We start from the raw sequence: 23,923 nt of genomic DNA on the forward strand, positions 1-23,923 counted from the left end.
CGCCCGCCCGGACCGTCACCGTACACCCATGACCGCGACACCCGTCGAGACCCCCGTGAAGCTCCGGGCGGTCGACGCTCCGGACCAGCCTCAGGTGACGCCCGCCCTCGAGGAGCTCTACCGCGGCTTCGAGCAGGAGCTGCTCGTGCCGCTGTGGACCGAGATCGGTGACCTCATGCCGGCCCACCCGCGTTCCCGGGCGGTCCCGCACCGGTGGAAGTGGGAGAACCTCGTCCGCCTCGCCGACCGTGCCGGGCACATCGTGCCGGTCGGGCGGGGCGGGGAGCGCCGGGCGATCGCCCTGGCGAATCCCTCGCTGGGCGGGCGCCCGTTCGCGACGCCCACGCTGTGGGCCGCGATCCAGTACCTGATGCCCGGCGAGGACGCCCCCGAGCACCGCCATACGCAGCACGCGTTCCGTTTCGTCGTCGAGGGCTCCGGCGTGTGGACGGTCGTGGGCGGTGACGCGGTGCCGATGAACCGCGGCGACTTCCTGCCGCAGGCGGGCTGGAACTGGCACGCCCACCACAACGCCTCCGACCGGCCGATGGCCTGGATCGACGGCCTCGACATCCCGTTCCAGTACGTCACCGAGTCGCAGTTCTTCGAGTTCGGCCGCGACGAGATATCCGAGGACGAGCGGATCACACCCGAGTACTCGCGCTCGGAGCGGCTGTGGGGCCACCCGGGCCTGCGTCCGCTCGGCGTGAGCCACAGCTCTCCGGGCACGCCGCTGCTCGCCTACAAGTGGGAACACACCGACCGTGCGCTCGCCGATCAGCTCGCGCTGGAGCAGGCGGGGCACGCCGGCACGGTGGAGCCCGGTCATGCGGCGGTTCGCTTCAGCAATCCGGCGGACGGCACCGACGTACTGCCCACCGTCCGGGCCGAGTTCCACCGGATCGCGAGCGGCGCCGAGACCGCTCCGCTGCGCGAGACCGGGTCCAGCGTCTATCAGGTGTTCGACGGCTCGGGCGTGATCACCGTCGGCGACCGGAGCTGGTCGGTCACCCGGGGTGACCTGTTCGTCGTTCCCTCGTGGGAGCCGTTCTCCGCGAGGTCGCAGGCCGGGCCGTCCGATTCCGACTCGGGGGCCCTCGATCTCTTCCGCTTCTCCGACGCGCCCGTCTTCGAGGCGCTCCGGCTCAACCGCACCCAGCTCGACAGGTAAGGAATCCCGCAGCGATGAAGCTCGCGACCATCCGCACTGCAGACGGCACCCGCGCCGTCAAGCTCGTCTCCCTCGACGGCGGCGACGCGCTCGTCGACCTCGGCGCGGCCGACCTCGGCACCTTCCTCGCGGATCCCGCGTGGCGCACCAAGGCGGAACAGGCCGAGGGCCCCACGTACGACGTCCAGGGCGCCGACTTCGCACCCGTCGTCCCGAACCCGTCGAAGGTCATCTGCGTCGGCCACAACTACTCCAACCACATCAAGGAGATGGGGCGCGAGCTGCCGTCGTACCCGACGCTCTTCCCCAAGTACGCCGACACACTGATCGGCGCCCACGACCCGATCGTCAAGCCCGCCGAGACCGACGCGCTGGACTGGGAGGTGGAGTTCGTGGTCGTCATCGGCCAGGAGGTCCGCCGCGCCGACGACGCCCAGGCGGAGGCGGCGATCGCCGGCTTCACGGTCATGAACGACATCTCGGTGCGCGACTGGCAGTTCCGTACCGTCGAGTGGACCCAGGGCAAGATCTGGGACTCCTCCACGCCGGTCGGCCCCTACCTGGTCACGCCGGACGAGGTCGGCGGCGTCCGCCCCGCGCTGCAGGTCAGGACGGTGGTGGACGGCCAGGTCATGCAGTCCGACAACACCGGGACGCTGCTGTTCGACCCGGTCTTCCTGGTCAAGTACATCTCGACGGTCATCACGCTGCGCCCCGGCGACCTGATCGCCACCGGCACCCCGGCCGGGGTCGGCCACGCCCGTGAGCCCAAGGTCTACCTGTCGGGCGGCGAGACGGTCGTGACCGAGATCGACGGCCTCGGCGCGTGCACCAATCCGGTCGTCAAGCACGTGTGACGTCTCGCCCCTGCCCGTGTCGCCGGCCCCCGCGTCCAGCCGAACGGCTGCGGCGTGGGGGCCGGCTGTCTCCATCCCCCAAGCGGGGGGGGCGGCCGTCTCCATCCCCCAAGCACGGGAGGCCGGCCGTCTCCCGCCCCTAAGAGAGGCGAGCAGTGATGAGCATCCGTGACCGGGCCGTCGGCGAACGGTCCGACGCCGCCCGCAACCGGGCCCTGCTGCTCGCCGCGGCGGCCCGGCTGGTGGCCGAGCGCGGGGCCGCGCACGTGACCATGAGCGAGGTCGCGGCGGCTGCCGGCGTCGGCAAGGGCACGGTCTTCCGCCGCTTCGGCGACCGCAACGGCCTCTTCCTCGCCCTCCTCGACGACGCCGCGGGCGCCTTCGAGGAGGCGTACGCCTCGGGCCCTCCTCCCCTCGGGCCGGGGGCAACCGCGGAGGAACGGCTGGCGGCGTTCGGCCGTGCCCTCATCGAACGCGTCGCCGCCGAGGCGGAACTGGGCCCGATGCTGGGAAGCCAACTCCTCCACCACCGCCGCCACGCTTCTCCCGTCGGCCGCGCGTTCCACCGGCACGTCTCAGCGCTCCTCCGCGAAGCGGATGCCCCCGGCGATCACGAGATGCTCGCCCACGCCCTGCTCGCCTTCGCGAACATCGAGACGGTGCGCTACCTCCATCGAGAGGACGGCGTACCCGTCGCGCGCCTCCAGGCCACGTGGGAGGACCTGGTGCGGCAGTTGCTCCGTCCCGCTGTGCGGCCCTGAGGACGCAACCGGAACCGAGGTCCTGAACGGTCGGCGGCAGGCAACCGGCCTTGACCGGCCGACGGCACTGTGCACTGGCTGATCCGAGCGCCACAGGCCTGCACCGAGCACGCACGCCCCGATCCGCTCGCCACCGGCACGACCGCGCGCAAGCGCATGAACGGCGCCGGCGACCACCTCATGGCGCAGGAGGCACGGTCGAGCTGCGGTGCCCGCGCCCTCGTTCGCATGCCACCAGCCGCACGCGCATCGCCAACGGACGCGCTGTCGGATCCACCACCAGCAGGCCACATTCACTGTCGGCCTCGATGTTGGCTGTCCAGCGGTCCCCCACCCATGCTCCTGTCGCGGACGACCACCCGCACCACCATCCCCGCGCAAGGAGTCGCAGCCGTGAACGAGCCGAAAGCCGACACCACCCGCCCGGTCAGCTCCGCGACCGACGGTCCCCTCACCCGCCGCCGCTTCTGGCAGCTCGGCACCGCCGCGGCGCTCACCGCGGGGGCGACGGTCCTGCTTCCCGGCCAGACCACCAGGGCCACGGCGGCCACGAGCAGGACCTCGCAGTACTACTTCGACCGGGCCGCCGAACTGGCCGGTGACAACCCGATCCTCACCGACCTCGTCACCGGGCTCAGCGCCGGCTTCACCGTTCCGCGTCCCACCGCGCCCGAGCCCTTGAAGATCTTCGACGACGTCGCCGTACTGAGCATCGGCTGGGTGTCCGCCACCGCGATCCTCACCTCGGACGGCATCATCCTCATCGACGCCCTGACGTCGCCCACCGACGCCGAACAGACCCTTGTCCCGGGCCTGCGCACCCTGGGGCTCGACCCGGCGACGATCAAGTACGTCGTCGTCTGCCACGCTCACGGCGACCACTTCGGCGGCGCCCAGTATCTCGCCGACACCTACGGCGCGCGGGTGATGATGGCCCCGGCCGACTGGGACCTCCTCGCCGCCAACCAGCCGCCCAACGCGCCCACCCGCGACCTGGACATCGCCGACGGTCAGCGGCTGACCCTCGGGAACACCACGGTCACGCTCCACCACACCCCGGGGCACACACCCGGCACCGTCTCGCCGATCTTCCCCGTCCACTGGCAGGGCAAGACGCACCGGGCGATGCTGTGGGGCGGCACCAACCCTCCCACCGCCACCGCGGACAAAGAGACCTATCTGGCATCCGCGCAGACCTTCGGTTCCCGGATGAGGCGGGCCCGGGTGGACGTCGAACTCAGCAACCACGGATTCTGCGACCACGGTCTGGCCCGCATGGAGGAGCTGCGCGGCGCGCCGGACAGCGCCGACAACCCGTTCGTCATCGGCACCTCCGGCACCCAGCTGTTCATGAAGGTCATGCAGAACATGCTGCGCGGCCGCATCCTCCTGGACCAGGAGTCCACCGGCTCAACCACGGCCCGCGCCACCCTCCATGCCGCGGCCGACTGCGGCTGCTGACGGGCGGGCGACACGGCGAGGCGCGGCCGGTGTGTCCCACCGGCCGCGCCCGCACCACGAGTTGTGTCCCGGTCCGGGTTGTCTACGATCCCGTGGCGGCGTCCGTCTCCCCCTGCGCGGCCGGAACCTCGGCGGTGCGCGGGACGAGCGGGCTCCTGGCCCCGCTGAGGGCGAAGTAGACCACCCCGGCCACGGCGACGCCGATGAACCAGGAGTACGGGCCCAGGTTGTCCCCGTATCCGGACGGACCGTACACCGGAAGGATGCTGGAGAAGACGGAGCCCACGGCGGCGGCCACGAGCGCCCGGACGTTCCAGCCGCCCTGGAAGCGGAACTCGCCGTCCTCCCGGTAGAGCGCCTCCACGTTCAGCTGGGTCCTCCTGATGAGGTAGTAGTCGACGACGAGTACGCCGAAGAGCGGGCCCATCGTCGAGCCGATGGCGTTGACGAAGCTGGGGGCGTTGTCCCAGGGGTGCAGCGGGTAGAGCAGCAGCGCGATGACGGCGGCGATGAGACCGCCGCGCCGGAAGGTCACGTACTTCGGTGCCACGTTGGCGAAGTCGAAGGCGGGGCTGACGAAGTTGGCGACGACGTTGATGCCGAGCGTCGCCACGGCGAAGGTCAGGGCGGCGAGCAGGACGAGGGCCGCGCTGTCGAACTTGGCGGATATCTCGGCCGGTTCGAGGATGACCTCCCCGTACACCTTGCTGGCTGCGGCGGTGGTGATCGCGGCGACGAGGGAGAAGAGGATCAGATTGACGGGCAGACCCCAGACGTTGCCCTTCTTCAGGGTCTTCTCGTCGGGGGTGAAGCGGGCGAAGTCGCCGAAGTTGAGGAACAGGGCCGCGAAGTAGGTCACCCAGGTGGCGGCGATCGCGGCGATCGCGGCGAACGACCCCGGGCTGACGTCGAGCCCGGTGGAGGTCTTGGCGAGCGCGGCCAGGTCCTTGCCCGGCATGTCGACGGAGAAGGACAGCACCCCGGCCTTCACGGACAGCGCGATCGCCAGCACCAGCATCATCAGCCAGACCGCGGGCCCGGCGAAGTCCTGGAACCGGCGGACCGTCTCCATGCCCTTGCTGATGATGAGCAGCTGGGCGGCCCAGACGCCGAGGTAGCACAGCACTTCGAGACCGCTGTGGTCGAAGAGGTGGGTGGTCTCGTGCAGGTGCCTGGGTCCGTCGTAGCGGACGAGGAAGGCGACGATGGCGCCGGCCGCCGCGCTGGTCTGCGCGCCGTACCAGAAGGTGGCGACCACGGCCCGGGCCAGCGCCGGGACGTTCGCGCCGAAGGTGCCGAACGAGGCACGGGCCAGGACGGGGTAGGGGACGCCGGTCTTGACGCCCGCCTTGCCCATGAGGGTCATCAGCCAGTAGATGACCAGTGAGCCCACACCGATGCCGATGAGGAACTTGAAGGTGTTGCCCGCGACGAGGAACAGGCTGGCGGCGAGGAAGTAGCCGTAGAGACTGTGTACGTCCGAGGTCCAGACGTTGAAGATGCTGAAGGCACCCCACTTGCGCTCGGTCGCGGGAGCGAGGTCCTCGTTGTACAGACGGGGTGAATACCCCGGCGGCGTGACGGTTCTGTCCGCGTCCGCGCTGTCCGTGGCCGTCATGTGTTGCTCCTTAGTGCTGGGCCCCGACATCTCCTTCCGGCGTCGCGCCGGATGGTTGATGTGTCAGATAAGAGCCCCGGTGTTGCACCTGGATGCCCCACATGTAACGGACACGTCAACGGAAAGTTTTTTCCACTCTGAGACCTGAGGGTGACCACGCGTCGCCCGTGGGGACTGCCGGAAGGCAGAGATCCAGGCTCAGCCGGCCGTGGGCGCGGCATCCGGGCGCGGCGCCGGTCCGGTCGAGCTCCGCACCTCCAGCGTGGGAGTCACCAAGTGCTCGATGGCCCGCCGGTCCGGTTCGTTGATGCGATCGAGCAGGACGCGGGTGACGCGGCGGCCGACCTCGTGGGCCCCGATGTCGACGCTGGTGAGGGAGAGGTGCCGGATCTTGGCGAGGAAGCTGTTGTCGAAGCTGGCGAGGGAGAGGTCGCCCGGCACGGAGAGGCCGAGTTCCACGGCGGCGGAGAACGCGCCGACGCAGGCGGGGTCGTTGGCGACGAGCAGCGCGGTGGGGCGTGGACGGGCGCGGCCGAGCAGGCGGACAGCGGCGCGGTAGCCGCTGTCCTCGGTAGTGTCACAGGTCTCGACGAGGATCTCGTCGCCATAGCCGTGTTGGCGCATGATCGTCTCGTAGGCGCGGCGGCGGATGCCGAAGACGGCGGCGTGGTTACCGGCGATGTGCGCGATGCGGCGGTGCCCGAGATCGAACAAGTGCCGCATGGCCAGTTCGACACCGCGCTCGTCGTCCTCGGCGATCACATCGACGTTGGACAGGTTGAAGTCCCGGCTGCCGGCCACGGCGGTCGGCAGCCGCGAGGCCGCCTCGGTGATGGTGGTCGACTCGGGCATGGTGCCCGCGAGGATCAGGCCGTCGACGCGCATCTCCATGAACGCGCGCATCAGCCGTTCGTCGGCATGCCGGTCGAGACGGCCGTCGCCGACGAACATGTGCAGGTCGCTCTCAGTGAGTGCGGTGTTGACGCCTTCGAGGAAGTCCACGAACCAAGGCTGCCGCAGGTCGTTGACCAGCACGCCGATCGCCCGGGTGCGCCGCTCGGTGAGGCTCCGCGCCGCGCCGTTGGGACGGTAGCCCAGTTCCTTGATCGCGTCTTCCACGGCCTTGCGCTTCTCCGGGCGCACATGCGGCGAGCCCTGCAGCACGCGTGACACCAGGGACTTGGACACACCCGCGTACTCGGCCACGCTGCGGATCGTGTGCTGACCGTCGGCCGCAGTGCGCGGGTTCGTACTCATCCGGGCCGTGTCTCCTTGTCGCTCGACGGCTCCCTGGTACCGGTCCCAAGCAGCTGGTATGGCCATGATCCTACGACAGTCCGGCGATGCGAGTGCCGCGCTTCCCCCGAACCGGACATGCCCGTCCATCACGCCCCGCATCCGCCGCATCCGTGTTGCTGCAGGTCATCACCGTCCCGTGAGTGAGCGGCGACGCCCCGGGCGGCCATGCGGAGGTGACAGCGCAAATGTTTCGTCCGCATGTCTTGACATGTCAAGAGGGCCAGACCCAGTCTTGGGACCGGTCCCAAAGCCTCCTGTACGGCCTCGAAGTGATCCGCCGTGGACTTCAGAGAAGAGAGCTGTCCCGATGACGATCCCGATAACCCACCGCGCCCCGAAGCACGCGGCACTCGCCCAGGTCAGGGTGGGCAGCGCCCCGGATTCCTGGGGTGTGTGGTTCCCCGACGATCCGCGTCAGATCGACTGGTCGCGTTTCCTGGACGAGATCGCCGAAGCCGGTTACGGGTGGCTGGAACTCGGCCCCTACGGCTACCTGCCCACCGACCCGACCGCCCTGGCGGAGGAGCTGGGACGACGCGGCCTCAGGATGTCCGCGGGCACCGTCGGCGGTGCGCTGCACCGCGCCGACGAGTACGCCGGGGTGCGGGAGGAGGCGCTGCGCGTGGCCGGCCTGGCCGCCGCCGCGGGCGCCTCGTACCTGGTGTTCCTGCCCGCGATGTACCGGGACCTGATGACCGGCGCATCGATGGAGCCCGCCGAGCTGGACGCAGACGGCTGGAAGCGGCTGACGGGGGCGGTCGAGGAGCTGGCGCGGACCGTGTTCGACGAGCATGGCGTACGTCTGGTCTTCCACCCCCACGCCGACAGCCACGTCGAGACCCAGGCCCAGACGGAGCGATTCCTCTCCGCCACCGACCCCGCCCACGTCGGCCTGTGCCTGGACACCGGGCACATCGCCTACCGACGCGGCGACAACGCCGAGTTGCTCCGCCGTTTCCCGGAGCGGGTCGAGTACGTGCACTTCAAGCAGGTCGACCCAGTGGTCCTGGAGGAGGTCGAGCGCGAGGACCTCCCCTTCGCCGAAGCGGTCGTACGAGGCGCCGTGTGCGAGCCGCCGAAGGGCGTGCCGAGCCTCGAATCGCTGGCCGACGGCCTGGCCGGACTCGCCCCCGACGTGTTCGTGATCGTCGAGCAGGACATGTACCCGTGCCCGCCGGACCAGCCCCTGCCGATCGCCACCCGCACCTGCGGCTACCTGCGCGCCAGCGGAGTCGGTTCCGCCGCACGGCGAGCCGGCCGCGACTGAGCGCGCGCCCCTTTTACCCCATCGAATCCGCACACAGAGCCGGGAAGTAGAGACCATGACCAAGCGCATCGGAGTGGCAGTCGTCGGAGCGGGCATGGCCGGTCAGGCCCATGCCTACGGCTACCGCAACGCGAGCATGCACCCCGACCTGGCCGGGCAGGTCGACATCGACCTGGTCGCCGTGGTCGACGCGAACAAGGAACTGGCCGAGAGCACGGCCGCCCGGTACGGGTTCGCCGCCGCTCGGACGGACATCCGGTCGATCCTGGACGACCCGGCCGTCGACGCGGTGAGCGTCGCCCTGCCCAACAACCAGTACATCGAGGTGATCCCACGTCTGCTGGCCGCCGGCAAGCACGTACTGGCGGAGAAGCCGCTCGGCCGTACCGCCGCCGAGGCACTCCAGCTCGCGCAGACGGCGGAGAAGTCGGGACTGGTGCACGCCGTCAGCTTCTCCTGGCGCCGGCTGGCCGCCGTGGAAGGCATCGCCAAGCTGGTGCGCGAGGGCACCATCGGCGAGCCGCGGCACTTCTCCGCCTGGTACCTGACCGACTACGCGGCCGACTCCGAGGCACCACTGTCCTGGCGGTACGACCGCGCACTGGCCGGCGGCGGCGCGATCCTGGACATCGGTCCGCACATCGTGTCCGTCCTGGAGCACGTGCTGGGCCAGGCGAGCCGCGTGGTGGCCGCCGACATGCGGACCGTCGTCACCGAGCGCCCGGTACCCGCCGGCGCCGTGGTCGGACACGGCCAGGTCGCCACCACCGGCGAGAGGGGCCCTGTCACCACCGACGACGTCACCACCGCCCTCACCGAGTTCACCTCGGGCGTTACGGGGCACATCAACGTCAGCCGGGTGGCCACGGGTGTGCCCAACTCGCTGGGCCTCCACCTGATCGGCTCGGCCGGCTCGGTGCACTACGACTCCGTCCACCCCGACGAGTTCGAGCTGTTCACCAGCTCACCGTGGAACGGCACCACCAACGGATCGCGCACGGTGATCGTCGGCCCGGAGTACGGTTCCTTCGCCCACACCATCCCCATGCCCGCCCGGGGCGTCGGATCGGGCTACGGCTCCGGCTTCGTCGCCCAGGCGCAGGAGTTCCTCGGCGCCATCGCGGGCAACGGCACCGCGCGGACCGACTTCTTCACCGGTTACCGCACCATGCTCGTGTGCTCCGCCGCCCAGCAGGCGGCCGACACCGCGAGCGCCGTCGACCTCGCCGCCCTGGACACCGAACTCCGTGCGGCCTCGTCCGCCGTGACCGGCAGCTGATCCCCGACGTTCCACACCGCGCACAGCTCGGCCGCCGTGACCGCCGCGGTCTTCCAGGCCCGGCCCGGAGCAGCACCACCCCTTTTCCAAGAGCACAGTGAGGTGCCCGCCATGAACCGTCGCTCCCGCCCCAGCAAGACCCGCAGAACCGCTGCCCTCGTCGCCGCCGCTGCGGCAACGGTCCTCTTGGCCGCCGGCTGCTCCAGCAGCTCCGGCGGCAAGAAGGCCGAGGACTCCGGCGGCGCCGCTGCCGCCGGCAAGGCCGACACGCCTCGTATCAAGGTCGCACTGATCACGCACGCGGGACCGGGCCAGGCCTTCTGGGACACCGTCCGCAAGGGTGCCGAGGTCGCCGCCGCCAAGGACAACATCCAGCTGCTGTACTCCTCGGACCCCAACGCCGGCAACCAGGCGAACCTGGTCCAGAACGCCATCGACCAGAAGGTGGCCGGCATCGCCGTCACGCTCGCCAAGCCCGACGCACTGAAGGGCGTCATCGTCAAAGCCAAGGCCGCCGGCATCCCCGTCGTGGGGCTCAACTCGGGCACCGACACCTGGAAGTCGCTCGGCCTCCTGGAGTTCTTCGGGCAGAACGAGTCCGTGGCGGGCGAGAGCTTCGGCGAGAAGCTCAACGCCCTCGGCGCCAAGCACACGCTGTGCGTCGTCCACGAGCAGGGCAACGTGGGCCTGCAGGCCCGGTGCGACGGCATCAAGAAGACCTTCAAGGGCAAGACCGACGTCATCTACGTCAACGGCACCGACATGCCGTCGGTGAAGTCCACCATCACGGCGAAGCTGCAGCAGGATCACTCGATCGACGAGGTGGCCACCCTGTACGGAGCGATCGGGCTCACCGCCGTCGAGTCCGCCAAGGACGCCGGCAGCAAGGCCAAGGTCGCCACCTTCGACCTCGACAAGCAGGTCGTCGCCGCCATCAAGGACGGCCAACTGCAGTTCGCCGTCGACCAGCAGCCCTACCTGCAGGGCTACCTGGCGATCGACTCGCTGTGGCTCTACAAGAACAACGGCAACTACATGGGCGGCGGACAGGAACCCGTCCTCACCGGACCGGCGTTCGTGGACAAGTCCAACATCGCCGCCGTGGAGGAGTACGCCGCCAAGGGAACCCGGTGATGAGCATGACCCCCCAGGCTGCGCCGGCGGTGACCGCACCGCCGGCCTCCGGACCACAGCCGACCGACGGCCGGACCGCCGAACGTCCGCCGGTCATACGGCTGTTGGCTCGCCCCGAGATCGGTGTCCTCCTCGGCGCGGTGGCCGTCTGGGTCTTCTTCCTGATCGCCGCGCCGCCGGTGCGCGACGCCAGTTCGATGGCGAACATCCTCTACCAGTCCTCCACCATCGGGATCATGGCCCTGCCGGTCGCGCTGCTGATGATCGGCGGCGAGTTCGACCTGTCGTCGGGCGTCGCCGTGGTCACCTCGGCCCTCACCGCGGCCATGCTCAGCTACCAGCTGATCATGAACGTGTGGGCCGGCGTCATCGTCGCCCTGCTGGTCTCACTGGGGGTCGGCTTCTTCAACGGCTGGCTGCTGATGAAGACCGGACTGCCCAGCTTCCTGGTCACCCTCGGCACCTTCCTGATCCTCCAGGGCGTCAACCTCGCCGTCACGAAGCTGATCACCGGCAACGTCGCCACCGACGACATCAGCGACATGGACGGCTTCGACCAGGCGCGGGCCGTCTTCGCCTCGACGTTCGACGTCGGTGGCGTCCAGGTGAAGATCACCATCGTGTGGTGGCTGGTGTTCGCCGCGCTGGCGACCTGGGTACTGCTGCGCACCAAGTACGGCAACTGGATCTTCGCCGTCGGCGGCGACAAGGACTCCTCCCGCGCCGTCGGCGTCCCGGTGGCCTTCACCAAGATCTCCCTGTTCATGCTGGTCGGCTTCGGCGCCTGGTTCGTCGGCATGCACCAGTTGTTCTCCTTCAACACCGTGCAGTCCGGCGAGGGTGTCGGGCAGGAACTGATCTACATCGCGGCGGCCGTGATCGGCGGCTGTCTGCTGACCGGCGGTTCCGGCTCGGCGATCGGCCCGGTCTTCGGGGCGTTCATGTTCGGCATGGTGCAGCAGGGCATCGTCTACGCCGGCTGGAACCCCGACTGGTTCAAGGCCTTCCTCGGCGTGATGCTCCTCGGCGCCACCCTGATCAATCTCTACGTGCAGCGCACGGCGACCCGGAGGTGACCCCCATGACGACCACCGACAAGGCAGGACCCCACGGAGCCGTCCTCGCGGGCACCCCGCGCGCCGACGGGGATCGCCCGACGGTCGAACTGCGCGGCGCCGGCAAGTGGTACGGCAACATCCACGCGCTGCACGGCGTGTCCCTCAAGGTCCACCCCGGCGAGGTGACCTGCGTGCTCGGCGACAACGGCGCCGGCAAGTCCACCCTCATCAAGATCATTTCGGGTCTGCACCAGCACACCGAGGGCGAGTTCCTCGTCGACGGCGAGCCGGTGCGGTTCTCGACGCCCCGCGAGGCTCTCGACAGGGGCATCGCCACCGTCTACCAGGACCTGGCCGTGGTCCCGCTGATGCCGGTGTGGCGCAACTTCTTCCTCGGCTCCGAGCTGACCAAGGGGTCCTGGCCCTTCCGGCGTCTGGACATCGAGAAGATGACGAAGACCGCCGACCATGAGCTGCGCGAGATGGGCATCGCCCTGGACGACCTCGAGCAGCCCATCGGCACCCTGTCCGGTGGCCAGCGCCAGTGCGTGGCGATCGCCCGTGCGGTGTACTTCGGTGCCCGGGTCCTGATCCTCGACGAGCCGACCGCCGCCCTCGGTGTGAAGCAGTCCGGTGTGGTGCTGAAGTACGTCGCCGCCGCCCGTGACCGGGGCCTCGGCGTCATCTTCATCACTCACAACCCGCACCACGCCTACATGGTCGGCGACCACTTCAGCATCCTGCGCCTGGGCACCATGGAGCTCAGCGCCTCGCGGGACGAGGTCAGCCTGGAAGAGCTCACCAACCACATGGCGGGCGGTGCCGAACTCACCGCGCTCAAGCACGAGTTGGCTCAGGTCCACGGCGTCGACGTCGAGAAGCTCCCCGACGAGGCCGACCTGACGGCACCCGTCGGCACAGCGGCCGAACCGGGCGTCTGAACCACCTGAACCCGATCCGCCGGGTCATCCGGGACGAAGGGGCGCCTCCGTCATGCCGTTGGATGTGCTGAACATGGGCCGCCTCGGGGTGGATGTGTATCCGCTCCAGACGGGCGTGGGGCTGGCTGAGGTCACCTCGTTTGCGTCCAACGGGCACTGGACGGTTTCGGTGTGGACAACCGTTTCGTCGAGCGTCCAGTCGTCCTGCCGCATCGTCAGCTCGCTGATGACCGACCGCGCGCCTCCCACGTCCGTCGACAGCCGTTCCGCGCTCGGCCGTGCCCGTCGTCGGGCGTCGGCGAGAGGCCGGGCCCCGAGGCGGATACGACGGGTACGGCGGCGCCCGCTTTCACGGGTGCCGCCCCCGGTTCCCCCGCCCGCGCCGCCTCGACCGCCTCCCGCACCCACTGCGCGACCTCCCCGAACCCGCGGATCTCGTCCGGGTCGTCGCTGCCGAAGACGTAGCCGCTCATCCCATGGGTCAGCGTGAGTTCCGTGAGGCGCTCGACCCGCTCCTGTACCGGACCGCCGAGCGGGGCGGAGCCCGGGGCCGATGTCGTGGATGCGGCGGATGCCGGAGGGCCCGCGGCCCACCTTGAGCGCGGCCACGTCGATCTCGGTGTGGGGTTCCGCCGGCGGGTCCGTCTTCGTCGACCAAGCCGTCGACGCTTCGTCAGTTGCCGTCCGGCCCCCCCGGATAGCGCACCCCGATGGCCGCGCGGGCGGCATCCAGGGTCGCCATGACGGCGAGGGTGCCGTCCAGCGGGACGAGCGGTGACTCGGTAGCGCCGGTGCGCAGGCAGCGGGCCACCTCCTCGGCCTCGCGGAAGTAGCCGTTGCCCTCGGCGGTCGGCAGCTGGAACTCCTCGGGTTCGCGGCCCTTGCGGTGCAGGACGAAGCCGTCGGCCCGGAAGAAGTCGCGGACGATCTCGATCCGCCCGAGGGTGCCGTTCACCGACGCGCGCTGGTCCGTCGCGGTGTTCAGCGAGCAGGAGAGCGCGGCGACGGCTCCGCTGTCGTAGCCGAGCAGGATGCCGGTGTTGTCGTCCACGCCCGAGGGGTTGAGATGTGCCTGGGCGGAGACAGCGTCGGGCACCCCGAGGAACAGGTGGGCGAACGAGACGACGTAGGAGCCGAGATCGAGGAGCGCCCCGCCGCCCTGTCCGGGGTCGTGCAGCCGGTGGGCGGCGTCATAGGGGACGGCGATGCTGAAGTCGGCGTGCACGGACCGGATTTCACCGATCCCGCCGTCGGCGATCAGCTCCTGCATCTTCAGGACGGCGGGGTTGAGGTAGGTCCACATCGCCTCCATCAGGAAGACGTCGCGCTTGCGGGCGATACGCACCAGGTCCTGAGCCTGGGCGAGGTCGAGGGTGAGGGGCTTCTCGCACAGCACCGCCTTTCCGGCGTCGAGGCACAGGACGGCGGCGGCGTGGTGGGCCGCGTGCGGCGTGGCCACGTACACCACGTCGACGTCCGGGTCCGCGGCCAGTTCGTGCGAGGTGCCGTGGGCGCGGGCGACGCCGTGCCGGTCGGCGAACCGGTGGGCGCTCTCGGCACTGCGGGAGCCCACGGCGACCAGTTCGGCGTCGTCCGGGATGAGTCGCAGGTCCTCGGCGAAGGTGTGGGCGATGCCGCCGGTGGCGAGGATGCCCCAGCGGACGGGACGGTCGGCGGCCACCGGTGCTTGCGGGGTCGGGCCGGTCATGTGCTCGGAGCCTTCGGTGAGTCGACGGGAGAGTGCTTGCGGAGACTGCTCACTTGCCGAAGCCCGCCGTCATGCCGCTGATGAGCTGCCGGCGGCCCACGACGTACAGGGCGAGAATCGGCAGGGTGGACAGCACCACCGCGGCCACGATCGCGGGGACGTTGATGGTGAACTCGCCCTGGAAGCTCCACACGAACAGCGGCAGGACGCGCTTGTCCGGGCTCTGCGTGAGGATCAGCGGGAAGAGGAAGCCGTTCCAGACGTTCAGCGCGTCGTAGATCGTGACGGTGAGCAGCGCGGGGCGGGCGAGCGGCAGGGCCAGGTTCCACAGCATGCGCCAGTGGCCGGCGCCGTCCGCCCGCATGGACTCGTACAGCTCGTCGGGGATGTCCCGCAGGAAGTTGACCAGGATGATCACGGTCAGCGGGATGGCGAACGCCGCCGACGGGAGCACGAGCGCCGGCAGGGTGTCGTACATCTGCGCCTTGGCGATCAGGTAGTACACCGGGATGATCGTGGCCTGCATGGGGATGGCCAGGCCCAGCAGGAAGACGCTGAACGCCCAGCGCAGCCCCTTGCCGGTGCCGCGGACGATCGCGTAGGCGGCCAGGAAGGACACCACGAGTGTCATCACCGTCGCCCCGACCGTGACCAGGAGACTGTTGAACAGGTAGTGCCAGAAGCCGTTGTCGAGGACCAGGCGGTAGTTGTCCAGGGTCGGATCGGACGGTATCGAGAGGGGGTTGGCCTCGAAGAAGCCGTCGCGGGTGCGCAGACTGGTGACCACGACCCAGTAGATGGGTACGAGGACGATCACCAGCCAGATCAGGCCGCCGAGCGCGCCGAGTGAGTTGGTGCGCCGCAGCCGAGCGAGCCGGTTCGGGGGCGCGGCGGGCGTCTTCGGTCGCGGCATCGTACCGGGGGTGCGGGTGGAGGGGGCCTCGGAGAGCGTGGACATCACATACCTGCCTGCTGGCTGCGCATCCGGCTGAAGCCGGAGAACCGGACGAGGGCGAGCGAGATGAGGAGGCCCGCCGCGACGAGTACCACGGAGATGGCGCTGGCGAGGCCCATCTGGTTGCTCTGGAAACCGGTGATGTACATGTCGAGTGGCAGGATGCGGGTGGCGTATCCGGGCCCGCCTGCGGTGAGTACGAAGATCAGGTCGAAGTAGGTCAGCGAGCCGACGACCACCAGGGTCGAGGACGTGACGATGGTGTAGCGCAGCTGGGGCAGGGTGATGTGCCAGAACTGCTGGAGCCGGCTCGCGCCGTCCAGGGCGGCGGCCTCGTACAGCGAGCCCGGGATCTGACGTGCGCCGGCCTGGTAGAGCAGGGTGTGGAACGGCATGAACTGCCAGGAGATGACGAACACGACAGCGTAGAAGGCGAGTTGCGGGTCGCCGAGCCAGTTCTTGTCCAGCAGCGGCAGGTCGAGCGTCGCGCCCAGGCCGAAGTTGGGGTCGAGCAGGTTCTTGAAGATGATGGCGATCGCGGCCGTCGAGATCAGCAGCGGGATGAAGAAGAACACGCCGAGCAGGGCCCGGTAGCGCTGCCTCCCGGCGAGGAAGACGCCCAGCAGCAGGCTGATCGGGGTCTGCACGACCCAGGCGAAGACCATCATCTTCAGGCTGAGCCACACCGCGTGCCGGGTGACGTCGCTCGACAGCGCCGTACGCCAGTTCTCGAGGCCGGTCCAGTCCGGTGTGCCCAGTCCGTCCCAGCGGGTGAAACTGAGGTAGACGACGATCGCCATCGGCACCAGCGCGAAGAGCGCGAACAGCAGCAGGGCGGGCAGCGCCATCACGAACGGAGGGCCGCCCTTCTGGGTGGCCGCGGAGACCTTGGCGGTACTCACTTCGCCGCCGCCTCGTCCATCTGGGAGCAGAACTCCTGCGGGCTGATCTCACCGAGGAAGAGCTGGTCGAGGTGGGTGAGCAGGGCGTCCCCGAGTTCGGGACTGAGCGCCTGGTCCCAGGAGAGCTGGAAGCTCTTGGCGTCGCGGGTGAGGTTGTAGACGTACGTCGACCAGTCGGCGCTCTCGGAGGCCTTGACCTTGGCGTCCAGGTCCTTCACGGGCGGGACATTGCCGATCTCCAGGAGGCTGTCGATGTAGGAGTCGTTGTAGACGCCGTCCTTCAGGTACGACAGCGCGGTCGCCTTCTGCTTGGCGCTCGCCTGCGAGGAGACGGAGAAGAAGTTCGCGGTGTTGCCGACGACGTTGGTCGGATCGCCTTTGCCGCCCTCGACGGTCGGGAAGCCGGTCCAGCCCAGGTGGCCCTCGGAGACGAACTTCGGAGCGCCGGTGACGAAGGTGCCGCCGTAGGCCCAGCTGCCCTGGAGGATCATGGCGGCCTTGCCGGTGTACACCTGCGCCTCGGCCTGGCCGGTGTCGGCGGAGACGGAGGTGAACCCCTTGGCGAAGCCGTCCGCCTTCACCAGCTGCTGGCTCATCTCGGCGGCCCTGAGGACGGCCGGGTCGGACCAGGCACCCTTCTCGCCGGCGACGATGTCCGCGAAGACCTGGGGGCCGCCGATACGGTCGACCAGGTACTCCATCCACATCAGGTCGGGCCACTTGGCGCCGCCGCCCATCCCGAACGGCGCGATCCCCTCCGCGTTGAACTTCTTGACCAGGCCAAGCAGTTCGTCCCAGGTCTTCGGCGGCTCGGCGCCGATCTTCTCGAAGAGCTGCTTGTTGTAGTAGATGACCACGGGCTGCACGCCGTTGACCGGGACGCCGTAGACCTTGCCGTCGAAGGTGGCGGACTCGAGGATGGAGGGGAAGATGCGGTTCTTCCATTCGGGGTTCTTGTCCAGTTCGGGCGTGAGGTCCGCGACCTTGCCTGCGTCGACGTAGGTCTTGAGGATGCCGCCGCCCCAGTTCTCGAAGAGGACCGGGCCGTTGCCGGCGCCGACCGCTGTGCGCAGCTTCTGCTTGTAGGGGTCGTTCTGGAAGAACTGGTAGTCGACCTTGCTGTCCGGGTGGGCCTTGTTCCACTCCGTGGCCGAGGCCCGGAAGGTCGCCTCGGACCCCTGGGTCAGGGCCCACACCAGCGCCTCGTCACCGGAGCCGCCGCCTGCCGTGCGGCCGCCGCTGCCGCAGGCCGTGACGGTCAGGGCGAAAACGGCCGTCGCTGCGGTGAGGGTGATCCGGAAGGGATTTATCGGGTTCATGGTGAGCTCCTTCGCTCTCCAGAGGCTCGAACGCGGAACCGCGAATCGAAAATTTTCGAAACCTTTGCACTTCCAGTCCGATAAGTTAAGAGCCCCTCTGGGCGGGGTCAAGGTGTCGGACCGAGGGAATCCGTTGAGATGTCAACTGAGGTGGCCTCGCGTGAGGGCGGGCTCTACGCCCACGCCTCCAGGGCCGTGGCGACCGGACCGCCGGTGCGTACCGACTCGCCGATCGCGAGGGAGATCAAGTGGTCCTGGCAGGCCTCGGCGAGCGGGTACGGCGGTGCGCCCTCCCCGCGGGCCCAGGCACCGGTCCGCTCCAGGATGTCGGCGACCGCGATGTCGTCGTCGGACCGGGCGGCGCCCGCGAGCGGATTGCGGTACACCACCCGTCCGTCGAAGCTGATGTGCTTGAGGTCGAGCAGTTCCAGATCGAGGTCGACACCGGTCTGGCGCCGGATCAGGCGGGACTCGACCGGCGTCGTCGGATCGGCCAGCCTGACCACACGGTCGTCGACAATCTCACCGACCGAGCCCCGTACGACGATGCGCCGGGCGCGCAGCGGGTTCCACCACTGGTTGTCGGTGAAGTCGTACAGGCCCGTCCGCCCGCCGAAGTCGATGGTCGCGATCGTCGTGGTCAGGTGTCTCGGTGTGTCGTCACCGGTCCAACCGCCGAACTCCAGGGGGTTCGCCAGCGGGGCCGTGAACGCGCTCGCCCGCACCTCGGCGGCGGCGAAGCCGGCCCCGAGCAGACCGCGGATGAGCGAGACCGCGTGGTAGAGGTGGGTCGAGGAGACCTGGACCGAGGTCGGCTCGCCGATCACTCCGTCGCGGACCAGCGTCCACCTCCCCGCGTGCCCCGGCATCAACAGGTACGGCCACCTGGACCCGCCCGGTGCGGCCCACGTCCGCCCACAGCGACCGCAGACCGGCCAGGTCCGGGGCGGGCGGTGTCTCGGCGAGGACCGGCATCCGGCGGCCGACCACCTCCCGGACCGCGTCCGGCATCACCGCCCAGGGCACGGAGGCGATGACGTAGTCGGGCCGCTCGTGCCGCAGGAGGTCGTCGACCGAACGGAACGTCGGCACACCCCACCCCGCGGTGACCTCGTCGCCGCGCTCCACGCCGCGGGTCACCACGCCGGCGACCCGGAACCGGTCCGGCAGCGCCTCGGCCAGCCGCAGGAAGAACCGCGTCCGCCATCCGCTGCCGATCACCGCGAACACCGTGCTCACGACAGCCAGACCTCCTCCGGAGCCGGAGCGACCTCCTGCCACAGCTCCGCGGGGATCGGGTGCTCGGCGAGCTCGATCGTCTGCTCGACTCGCTCGGGGCGGGTGATGCCCACGACGGTCGAGGTGATACGGGGTTCACGCAGGGAGAACTGCAGTGCCGCGGCGGCCAGCGGAACGCCGTGGCGTTCGCACGCGGCCTGGATCCGCTTCGCCGCGTCCATGATCTGCGGGGGTGCGGGGTTGTAGAAGTACCGGTCGGTGGTGTCCGGGCCCTTGGCGAGCATGCCGCTCGCGAAGGGCGCGGCGTTGACCACCGCGACGCCGGCCGCCGCGCAGTCGTCCAGCAGCGGTTCCGCCGAACGGTCCAGCAGGGTGTACCGGTTGTGAGAGAGGACCACCTCGAACACACCGGTGTCGACGTAGCGCCGCAACAGGTCGACCGGGCCACCGGCCACGCCGAGATGGCCGATCACCCCGTCGGCCTGCAATTGCCGCAAGGCCTCCACCGGGCCGCCCGGGGCCGTGCCGTCCTCGAACGACAGGCGCTCCGGGTCGTGCAGATACACCAGCGGAAGCCGGTCCAGGCCTAGCCGCTCCCGGCTCTCCCGCACCGAGGCGTGCACCCGACGGCCGGAGAAGTCTCCGGTGGAGTCGGGGTCGACCTTGGTCGCCACCAGGAAACCGTCGGGCACGCCGCCGAGTTCGCGGAGCACGGTGCCGATCAGACGCTCGCTGGAGCCGTCCCGGCCGTACTCGTTCGAGGTGTCCACGAACCTGACCGGCCCCTGGAACACCCGGCGCAGCGTACTCAGCGCCTGGTCCTCGTCGACCGAGTACCCGTAGGTCTGCGGCATGCTCCCGAGTGCACTGGTGCCGATGCACAGTTCGGTCGCCTGGAGCCCGGTCCTGCCGAGCGTACGGATCTCCATGCCCGCCTCCTTCGAAACTTTTCGCAATGTTGAGCGCAATTCGGTCGACAACTTAAGCAGCCATATCGATGCGGTCAAGGGGTCGACCTGGACCAGTTCCCGGCGAATCGGCCGGTTTTCTTGGGCGGGTCGAGCCAAATGACCCCTGATCCTCTCTGGACCCTCACCGAAACCTTGCGCTACGGTCTCCTTAAATCTCCGAAAGGATCAGCATGGCGAAGAGAGCCGTCGAGCGGAGCCGGACGACGCTGACCGGTATCGCCGAAGCGGCCGGCGTGTCGGTGGCCACCGTGTCGAAGGTCGTCAACGGCCGCAGCGACGTGTCTCCCGAGACCCGGGAGCGCGTGGAGCGGCTGCTGGTCGAGCACGACTACGTAGCCCGCGGCCCGGGCGGCGCCCAGTCGCCGGTGCGCACGATCGACCTGACCTTCGACCAGCTGACCAATCCCAACAACTTGGTCATCACCCAGGGGGTGACCGAGGCGGCCGCGGAGGCGGGCGTCGACGTCGTCATCGGCACGGCACCTGACGACCCGCTCGGCGCCACCTGGGCCCGGAAGATCACCAACGCGGGCCGGGAGGGCGTCATCCTGGTGACCTCGGAGCTGACCCAGCAGCAGCGGGCGCAGTTCACGCAGGCCGACATCCCGCTGGTGCTGATCGACCCGATGAACGTGCCCGACGAGAGCGTGCCGAGCATCGGCGCCACCAACTTCAGCGGCGGCATGGACGCCACCGAACACCTGCTGAAGCTCGGGCACCGCCGCATCGCCATGATCGAGGGCCGGCACGACGCCGTGTGCAACACCGCCCGGCTGCACGGCTACCAGGCCGCGCTCATCGGCGCGGGTCTCACGCCCGACCCCCTGCTCATCAAACGCGGCGCCTTCCGTTTCGAGCCCGCCTACGAAGCCGCCCTGGAACTCTTCGCCCTGGACGAACCGCCCACCGCGGTGTTCGCCGGCAACGACCTGGAGGCGTTCGGCGTCATCGAGGCCGCCCGCGTCCGCGGACTGCGGGTGCCGGAGGACGTCAGCGTCGTCGGGTTCGACGACACCGCGGCGGCCGGCACCTCCGCTCCGCCGCTGACCACCGTCCGGCAGCCCTTCGTCGAGATCGGCCGCGCCGCGCTGCGCACACTGCTGCGCCTCGCCGCGGGTGAGCCGCTCGACAGCCACCGGGTGGAACTGGCCACGCAGCTCGTCGTACGGGCCTCCACCGCGGCGCCACCCGGCCGGTCCTGAACCCCACATCCCGCGCGGCCCCCGCGCCACCATCCCGAGGAACGCACCATGACCACACCTTGGGCCGATCCGGCCCGCCGTCGTGACGACAGGGTCGAAGCCCTGCTCGCCGAGATGACCCTGGAGGAGAAACTCGCCCAGCTCGGCAGCGCCTGGCCCGACGTGGCACGTGTCAGCGGGAACGTGGCCCCGATGCAGGACGTCTTCGCCCGGCACGCCGAGTTCTCCGTGGCGAGCAAGGACGGCCTCGGTCATCTGACCCGCCCGTTCGGCACCAAGCCGGTCGAACCGGCCGACGGCGTGCACCGTCTGGCCTCCCTGCAACGGGAGTTGATGGAGAACACCCGCCTCGGCATCCCGGCCATCGCGCACGAGGAGTGCCTGACCGGTTTCACCGCCTACCGGGCCACCGTCTTCCCGACCGCCCTCGCCTGGGCCGCCACCTTCAACCCCGGCCTGGTCGAGCGCATGGCCGGGGCGATCGGCACGAGCATGCGCAGTGTCGGCGTCCACCAGGGCCTCTCCCCCGTCCTGGACGTCGTACGCGACTACCGCTGGGGCCGCGTGGAGGAGACCCTCGGCGAGGACCCCTACCTGGTCGCCACCACCGGCACCGCCTATGTCCGCGGCCTCGAGGGCGCCGGCATCATCGCCACCCTCAAGCACTTCGCCGGGTACTCCGCGTCCAAGGGCGCCCGCAACCACGCCCCGGTCTCCATGGGGCCGCGCGAGTTCGCCGACGTCATCCTGCCGCCGTTCGAGACAGCGATACGCGACGGTGGCGCGCGCTCGGTGATGAACTCCTACGCCGATGTCGACGGGGTGCCCGCCGGGGCGGACGAGGGCCTTCTCACCCGACTCCTGCGCGAGGACTGGGACTTCGGCGGAACGGTCGTCTCCGACTACTGGTCGGTCGCCTTCCTCCGCACGATGCACCGCATCGCCGCGACCGACGCCGAAGCCGGCGCCCGCGCGCTGACGGCGGGCATCGACGTCGAACTCCCCGACGCCCTCTGCTACGGCGAACCACTCGCCGAACTCGTCCGCAGCGGCGCCCTGTCCGAGGACCTCGTCGACCGTGCCGCCCGCCGGGTGCTGCGCCAGAAGGCCGAACTCGGCCTGCTGGACGCCGACTTCACCCCGGAGATCCCGACCGGGGAACCGGTCGACCTCGACCCGCCCGCCCACCGGGGCATCGCCCGCGAACTCGCCGAGCAGAGCATCGTCCTGCTCGACAACCGCGAGGGCATCCTGCCGCTGGCCCCGGAAACGGCCTCCGTCGCCGTGATCGGCCCCTGTGCGGACGACCCGAACGCGTTCTTCGGCTGCTACACCTTCCCGAACCACGTTCTTCCCCACCACCCCGGCCACGACAACGGCATCGAGGCGCCCTCCCTGCTCGAAGCGCTCGTCGCCGAACTGCCGCCCACCGCCCGGATCGCGCACGCCCAGGGCTGCCCCGTCAAGGACATCGACCGCACCCGCATCGACGCGGCCGTCGAGGAGGCCCGGCAGGCCGACGTCTGTATCGCCGTCGTCGGTGACCGCGCCGGGCTCTTCGGCCTCGGCACCTCCGGCGAGGGCTGCGACGCCGAGGACCTCGCCCTGCCGGGCGTCCAGGGCGAACTCGTCGAGGCGCTGCTGGCCACCGGCACCCCGGTCGTGCTCCTCGCCGTCTCCGGGCGGCCCTACGCGCTCGGCGCCTACACCGGACGCGCGGCCGCCGTCGTCCAGGCGTTCTTCCCGGGTGAGGAGGGCGGACCGGCCCTCGCCGGCGTCCTGTCGGGGCGCGTCAACCCGTCCGGGAAACTCCCGGTGCAGATCCCCCGCACGCCCGGCGGACAGCCCGCCACCTATCTGCACGCTCCCCTGGGCGGCAACACCCAGGGCGTCAGCAACCTCGACCCGACCCCCGCCCACCCCTTCGGGCACGGGCTGTCCTACACCTCCTTCGCCTACGACGCACTGGAGTTGAGCGCCGAGCGGATCGCGACCGACGGGGAAGTGGAGATCAGCTGCCTGGTCCGCAACACGGGTGACCGGGCCGGCGATGAGGTGGTCCAGCTCTACACCGCCGCCCCGGTGGCCCGGCTGCCGCGCCCTGTCACCCAGTTGACCGGCTTCGCCCGGGTGCGGCTGGCTCCGGGCGAGCAGCGCCGGGTCACCTTCCGCCTGCACACCGACCGGCTCGCCTACACGGGCCTGGACATGCAGCGCTGTGTCGAGCCGGGCGAGATCACGGTCATGGTCGGAGGGTCCAGCGCCGATGTCCGTCTCACGGCCACGCTGCACCTGACCGGGCCGGTCCGCCGGGCAGGCCACGACCGGGTCCTTCAGACGCCGGTGCGGATCGACTGAGACCGACCGTGTCTACGCATCGCCGTGGCCCGCGGGCACGTTCAGGTCCTCGAAGCCCGGAATGAACATCACCGCGTGGTCGATCAGATCGCCGTCGAAGTGGAGGACGTCCCAGCCGGTGACGTCCTCCGCCCTCGTCTCGGTGGGCTGGTTCCACTGGTACATGGCGTAGTCGTGGTGGTGCTCGATCGGAGTGGTGAGCGAGAACACGAGCCCCGCGAAGTGTTCTTGAAGCAGCCCGATACGGGAGTTGAGCGCGTCCCGGCCGCGGACGATCCCGTCGGGTTCGACGACGGTGACGTCCTCGGTGTAGATCGCGGCGATCCGCTCGGCCCGCTGGTGGGGATCGGCGACAGCCCACACGCTCAGGTGATCGTCGACCAACTTCTTTATGTCACGCATGCCTTCTCCTGTTGGTATGGC

General features: G+C 69.9%; 21 protein-coding genes and 1 pseudogene. 11 read left to right on the top strand and 11 right to left on the bottom strand.

Features of this window, described 5'->3' with window-relative positions; translation table 11 throughout:
* Positions 1-28: 28 nt before the first annotated feature.
* From ACGFW6_RS21030 to ACGFW6_RS21045, 4 genes are all read left to right on the top strand, one after another.
* Positions 29-1,171 (top strand): cupin domain-containing protein, encoded by a 1,143-nt coding sequence (locus tag ACGFW6_RS21030; RefSeq protein ID WP_393511800.1) that lies wholly within the window; start codon positions 29-31, stop codon positions 1,169-1,171.
* Positions 1,172-1,185: 14 nt separating this feature from the next.
* A complete protein-coding gene (locus ACGFW6_RS21035; RefSeq protein ID WP_393511803.1) occupies positions 1,186-2,028 on the top strand; it encodes a fumarylacetoacetate hydrolase family protein in 843 nt (280 codons plus the stop codon).
* A 158-nt stretch (positions 2,029-2,186) separates the two neighbouring features.
* Complete coding sequence (locus ACGFW6_RS21040) at positions 2,187-2,789, top strand: TetR/AcrR family transcriptional regulator (protein ID WP_393511806.1); 603 nt, start codon at positions 2,187-2,189, stop codon at positions 2,787-2,789.
* A gap of 393 nt (positions 2,790-3,182) precedes the next feature.
* A complete protein-coding gene (locus ACGFW6_RS21045) occupies positions 3,183-4,250 on the top strand; it encodes an MBL fold metallo-hydrolase (protein ID WP_393511809.1) in 1,068 nt (355 codons plus the stop codon).
* Between the two features lie 82 nt (positions 4,251-4,332).
* Here the strand turns inward: ACGFW6_RS21045 and ACGFW6_RS21050 are convergent, their stop codons facing one another.
* Positions 4,333-5,868, bottom strand: coding sequence for an NCS1 family nucleobase:cation symporter-1 (locus ACGFW6_RS21050; RefSeq protein WP_393511812.1), 1,536 nt, complete (start codon positions 5,866-5,868; stop codon positions 4,333-4,335).
* A gap of 198 nt (positions 5,869-6,066) precedes the next feature.
* Positions 6,067-7,125 carry a LacI family DNA-binding transcriptional regulator gene (locus tag ACGFW6_RS21055; RefSeq protein WP_393511815.1) on the bottom strand — a complete coding sequence of 353 codons (1,059 nt, stop codon included), beginning with the start codon at positions 7,123-7,125 and terminating at the stop codon, positions 6,067-6,069.
* Positions 7,126-7,474: 349 nt separating this feature from the next.
* Here ACGFW6_RS21055 and ACGFW6_RS21060 point away from each other — a divergent pair, with 349 nt between their 5' ends.
* From ACGFW6_RS21060 to ACGFW6_RS21080, 5 genes are all read left to right on the top strand, one after another.
* Positions 7,475-8,434 (top strand): TIM barrel protein, encoded by a 960-nt coding sequence (locus ACGFW6_RS21060; RefSeq protein WP_393511818.1) that lies wholly within the window; start codon positions 7,475-7,477, stop codon positions 8,432-8,434.
* Positions 8,435-8,489: 55 nt separating this feature from the next.
* Positions 8,490-9,713, top strand: coding sequence for a Gfo/Idh/MocA family protein (locus ACGFW6_RS21065; protein ID WP_393511821.1), 1,224 nt, complete (start codon positions 8,490-8,492; stop codon positions 9,711-9,713).
* A 111-nt stretch (positions 9,714-9,824) separates the two neighbouring features.
* Positions 9,825-10,847: a substrate-binding domain-containing protein gene (locus ACGFW6_RS21070; protein WP_393511824.1), complete on the top strand. Its 1,023-nt coding sequence runs from the start codon at positions 9,825-9,827 to the stop codon at positions 10,845-10,847.
* A complete protein-coding gene (locus tag ACGFW6_RS21075) occupies positions 10,847-11,923 on the top strand; it encodes an ABC transporter permease (protein WP_393511827.1) in 1,077 nt (358 codons plus the stop codon). Before ACGFW6_RS21070 ends, ACGFW6_RS21075 begins: the two co-directional genes overlap by 1 nt.
* A gap of 5 nt (positions 11,924-11,928) precedes the next feature.
* A complete protein-coding gene (locus tag ACGFW6_RS21080; RefSeq protein ID WP_393511830.1) occupies positions 11,929-12,846 on the top strand; it encodes an ATP-binding cassette domain-containing protein in 918 nt (305 codons plus the stop codon).
* 215 nt (positions 12,847-13,061) lie between these two features.
* On the opposite strand, the gene ACGFW6_RS21085 is transcribed toward ACGFW6_RS21080, so the two are convergent.
* From ACGFW6_RS21085 to ACGFW6_RS21120, 8 genes and pseudogenes are all read right to left on the bottom strand, one after another.
* Positions 13,062-13,319 carry a hypothetical protein gene (locus ACGFW6_RS21085; RefSeq protein WP_393511951.1) on the bottom strand — a complete coding sequence of 86 codons (258 nt, stop codon included), beginning with the start codon at positions 13,317-13,319 and terminating at the stop codon, positions 13,062-13,064.
* A 200-nt stretch (positions 13,320-13,519) separates the two neighbouring features.
* Positions 13,520-14,554 (bottom strand): Gfo/Idh/MocA family protein, encoded by a 1,035-nt coding sequence (locus tag ACGFW6_RS21090; protein WP_393511833.1) that lies wholly within the window; start codon positions 14,552-14,554, stop codon positions 13,520-13,522.
* 49 nt (positions 14,555-14,603) lie between these two features.
* The gene (locus ACGFW6_RS21095) at positions 14,604-15,512 is read right to left on the bottom strand and encodes a carbohydrate ABC transporter permease (RefSeq protein WP_393511835.1); all 909 of its coding nucleotides are present in this window, start codon (positions 15,510-15,512) and stop codon (positions 14,604-14,606) included.
* Positions 15,512-16,357, bottom strand: a complete 846-nt coding sequence (locus ACGFW6_RS21100; protein WP_393511939.1) for a carbohydrate ABC transporter permease — start codon at positions 16,355-16,357, stop codon at positions 15,512-15,514. Before ACGFW6_RS21100 ends, ACGFW6_RS21095 begins: the two co-directional genes overlap by 1 nt.
* Positions 16,358-16,407: 50 nt before the next feature.
* Positions 16,408-17,730, bottom strand: a complete 1,323-nt coding sequence (locus tag ACGFW6_RS21105; protein WP_393511838.1) for an extracellular solute-binding protein — start codon at positions 17,728-17,730, stop codon at positions 16,408-16,410.
* 173 nt (positions 17,731-17,903) lie between these two features.
* Entirely contained in the window at positions 17,904-18,599 is a 696-nt protein-coding gene (locus ACGFW6_RS21110; protein WP_393511954.1) for a hypothetical protein, read from the bottom strand.
* Between the two features lie 79 nt (positions 18,600-18,678).
* Positions 18,679-19,011 (bottom strand): annotated as a pseudogene (locus tag ACGFW6_RS21115) (Gfo/Idh/MocA family oxidoreductase); the annotation flags it as partial.
* A complete protein-coding gene (locus ACGFW6_RS21120) occupies positions 18,966-19,898 on the bottom strand; it encodes an aldo/keto reductase (RefSeq protein WP_393511841.1) in 933 nt (310 codons plus the stop codon). The gene ACGFW6_RS21120 and the pseudogene ACGFW6_RS21115, both read right to left, overlap by 46 nt.
* 212 nt (positions 19,899-20,110) lie before the next feature.
* Between ACGFW6_RS21120 and ACGFW6_RS21125 the strand changes: the two genes are divergently transcribed.
* Together ACGFW6_RS21125 and ACGFW6_RS21130 are read left to right on the top strand one after the other, a co-directional pair.
* Complete coding sequence (locus tag ACGFW6_RS21125; RefSeq protein ID WP_393511844.1) at positions 20,111-21,142, top strand: LacI family DNA-binding transcriptional regulator; 1,032 nt, start codon at positions 20,111-20,113, stop codon at positions 21,140-21,142.
* A gap of 48 nt (positions 21,143-21,190) precedes the next feature.
* Positions 21,191-23,500 carry a glycoside hydrolase family 3 N-terminal domain-containing protein gene (locus ACGFW6_RS21130; RefSeq protein ID WP_393511847.1) on the top strand — a complete coding sequence of 770 codons (2,310 nt, stop codon included), beginning with the start codon at positions 21,191-21,193 and terminating at the stop codon, positions 23,498-23,500.
* 12 nt (positions 23,501-23,512) lie between these two features.
* Here ACGFW6_RS21130 and ACGFW6_RS21135 read toward each other — a convergent pair whose 3' ends face one another.
* On the bottom strand, positions 23,513-23,902 hold the full coding sequence (locus ACGFW6_RS21135) for a nuclear transport factor 2 family protein (protein WP_393511850.1): 390 nt from the start codon (positions 23,900-23,902) through the stop codon (positions 23,513-23,515).
* Between the last annotated feature and the right edge of the window lie 21 nt (positions 23,903-23,923).

Origin of the sequence: Streptomyces sp. Y7 (assembly GCF_043195415.1) — a bacterium.
Classification (GTDB): domain Bacteria; phylum Actinomycetota; class Actinomycetes; order Streptomycetales; family Streptomycetaceae; genus Streptomyces.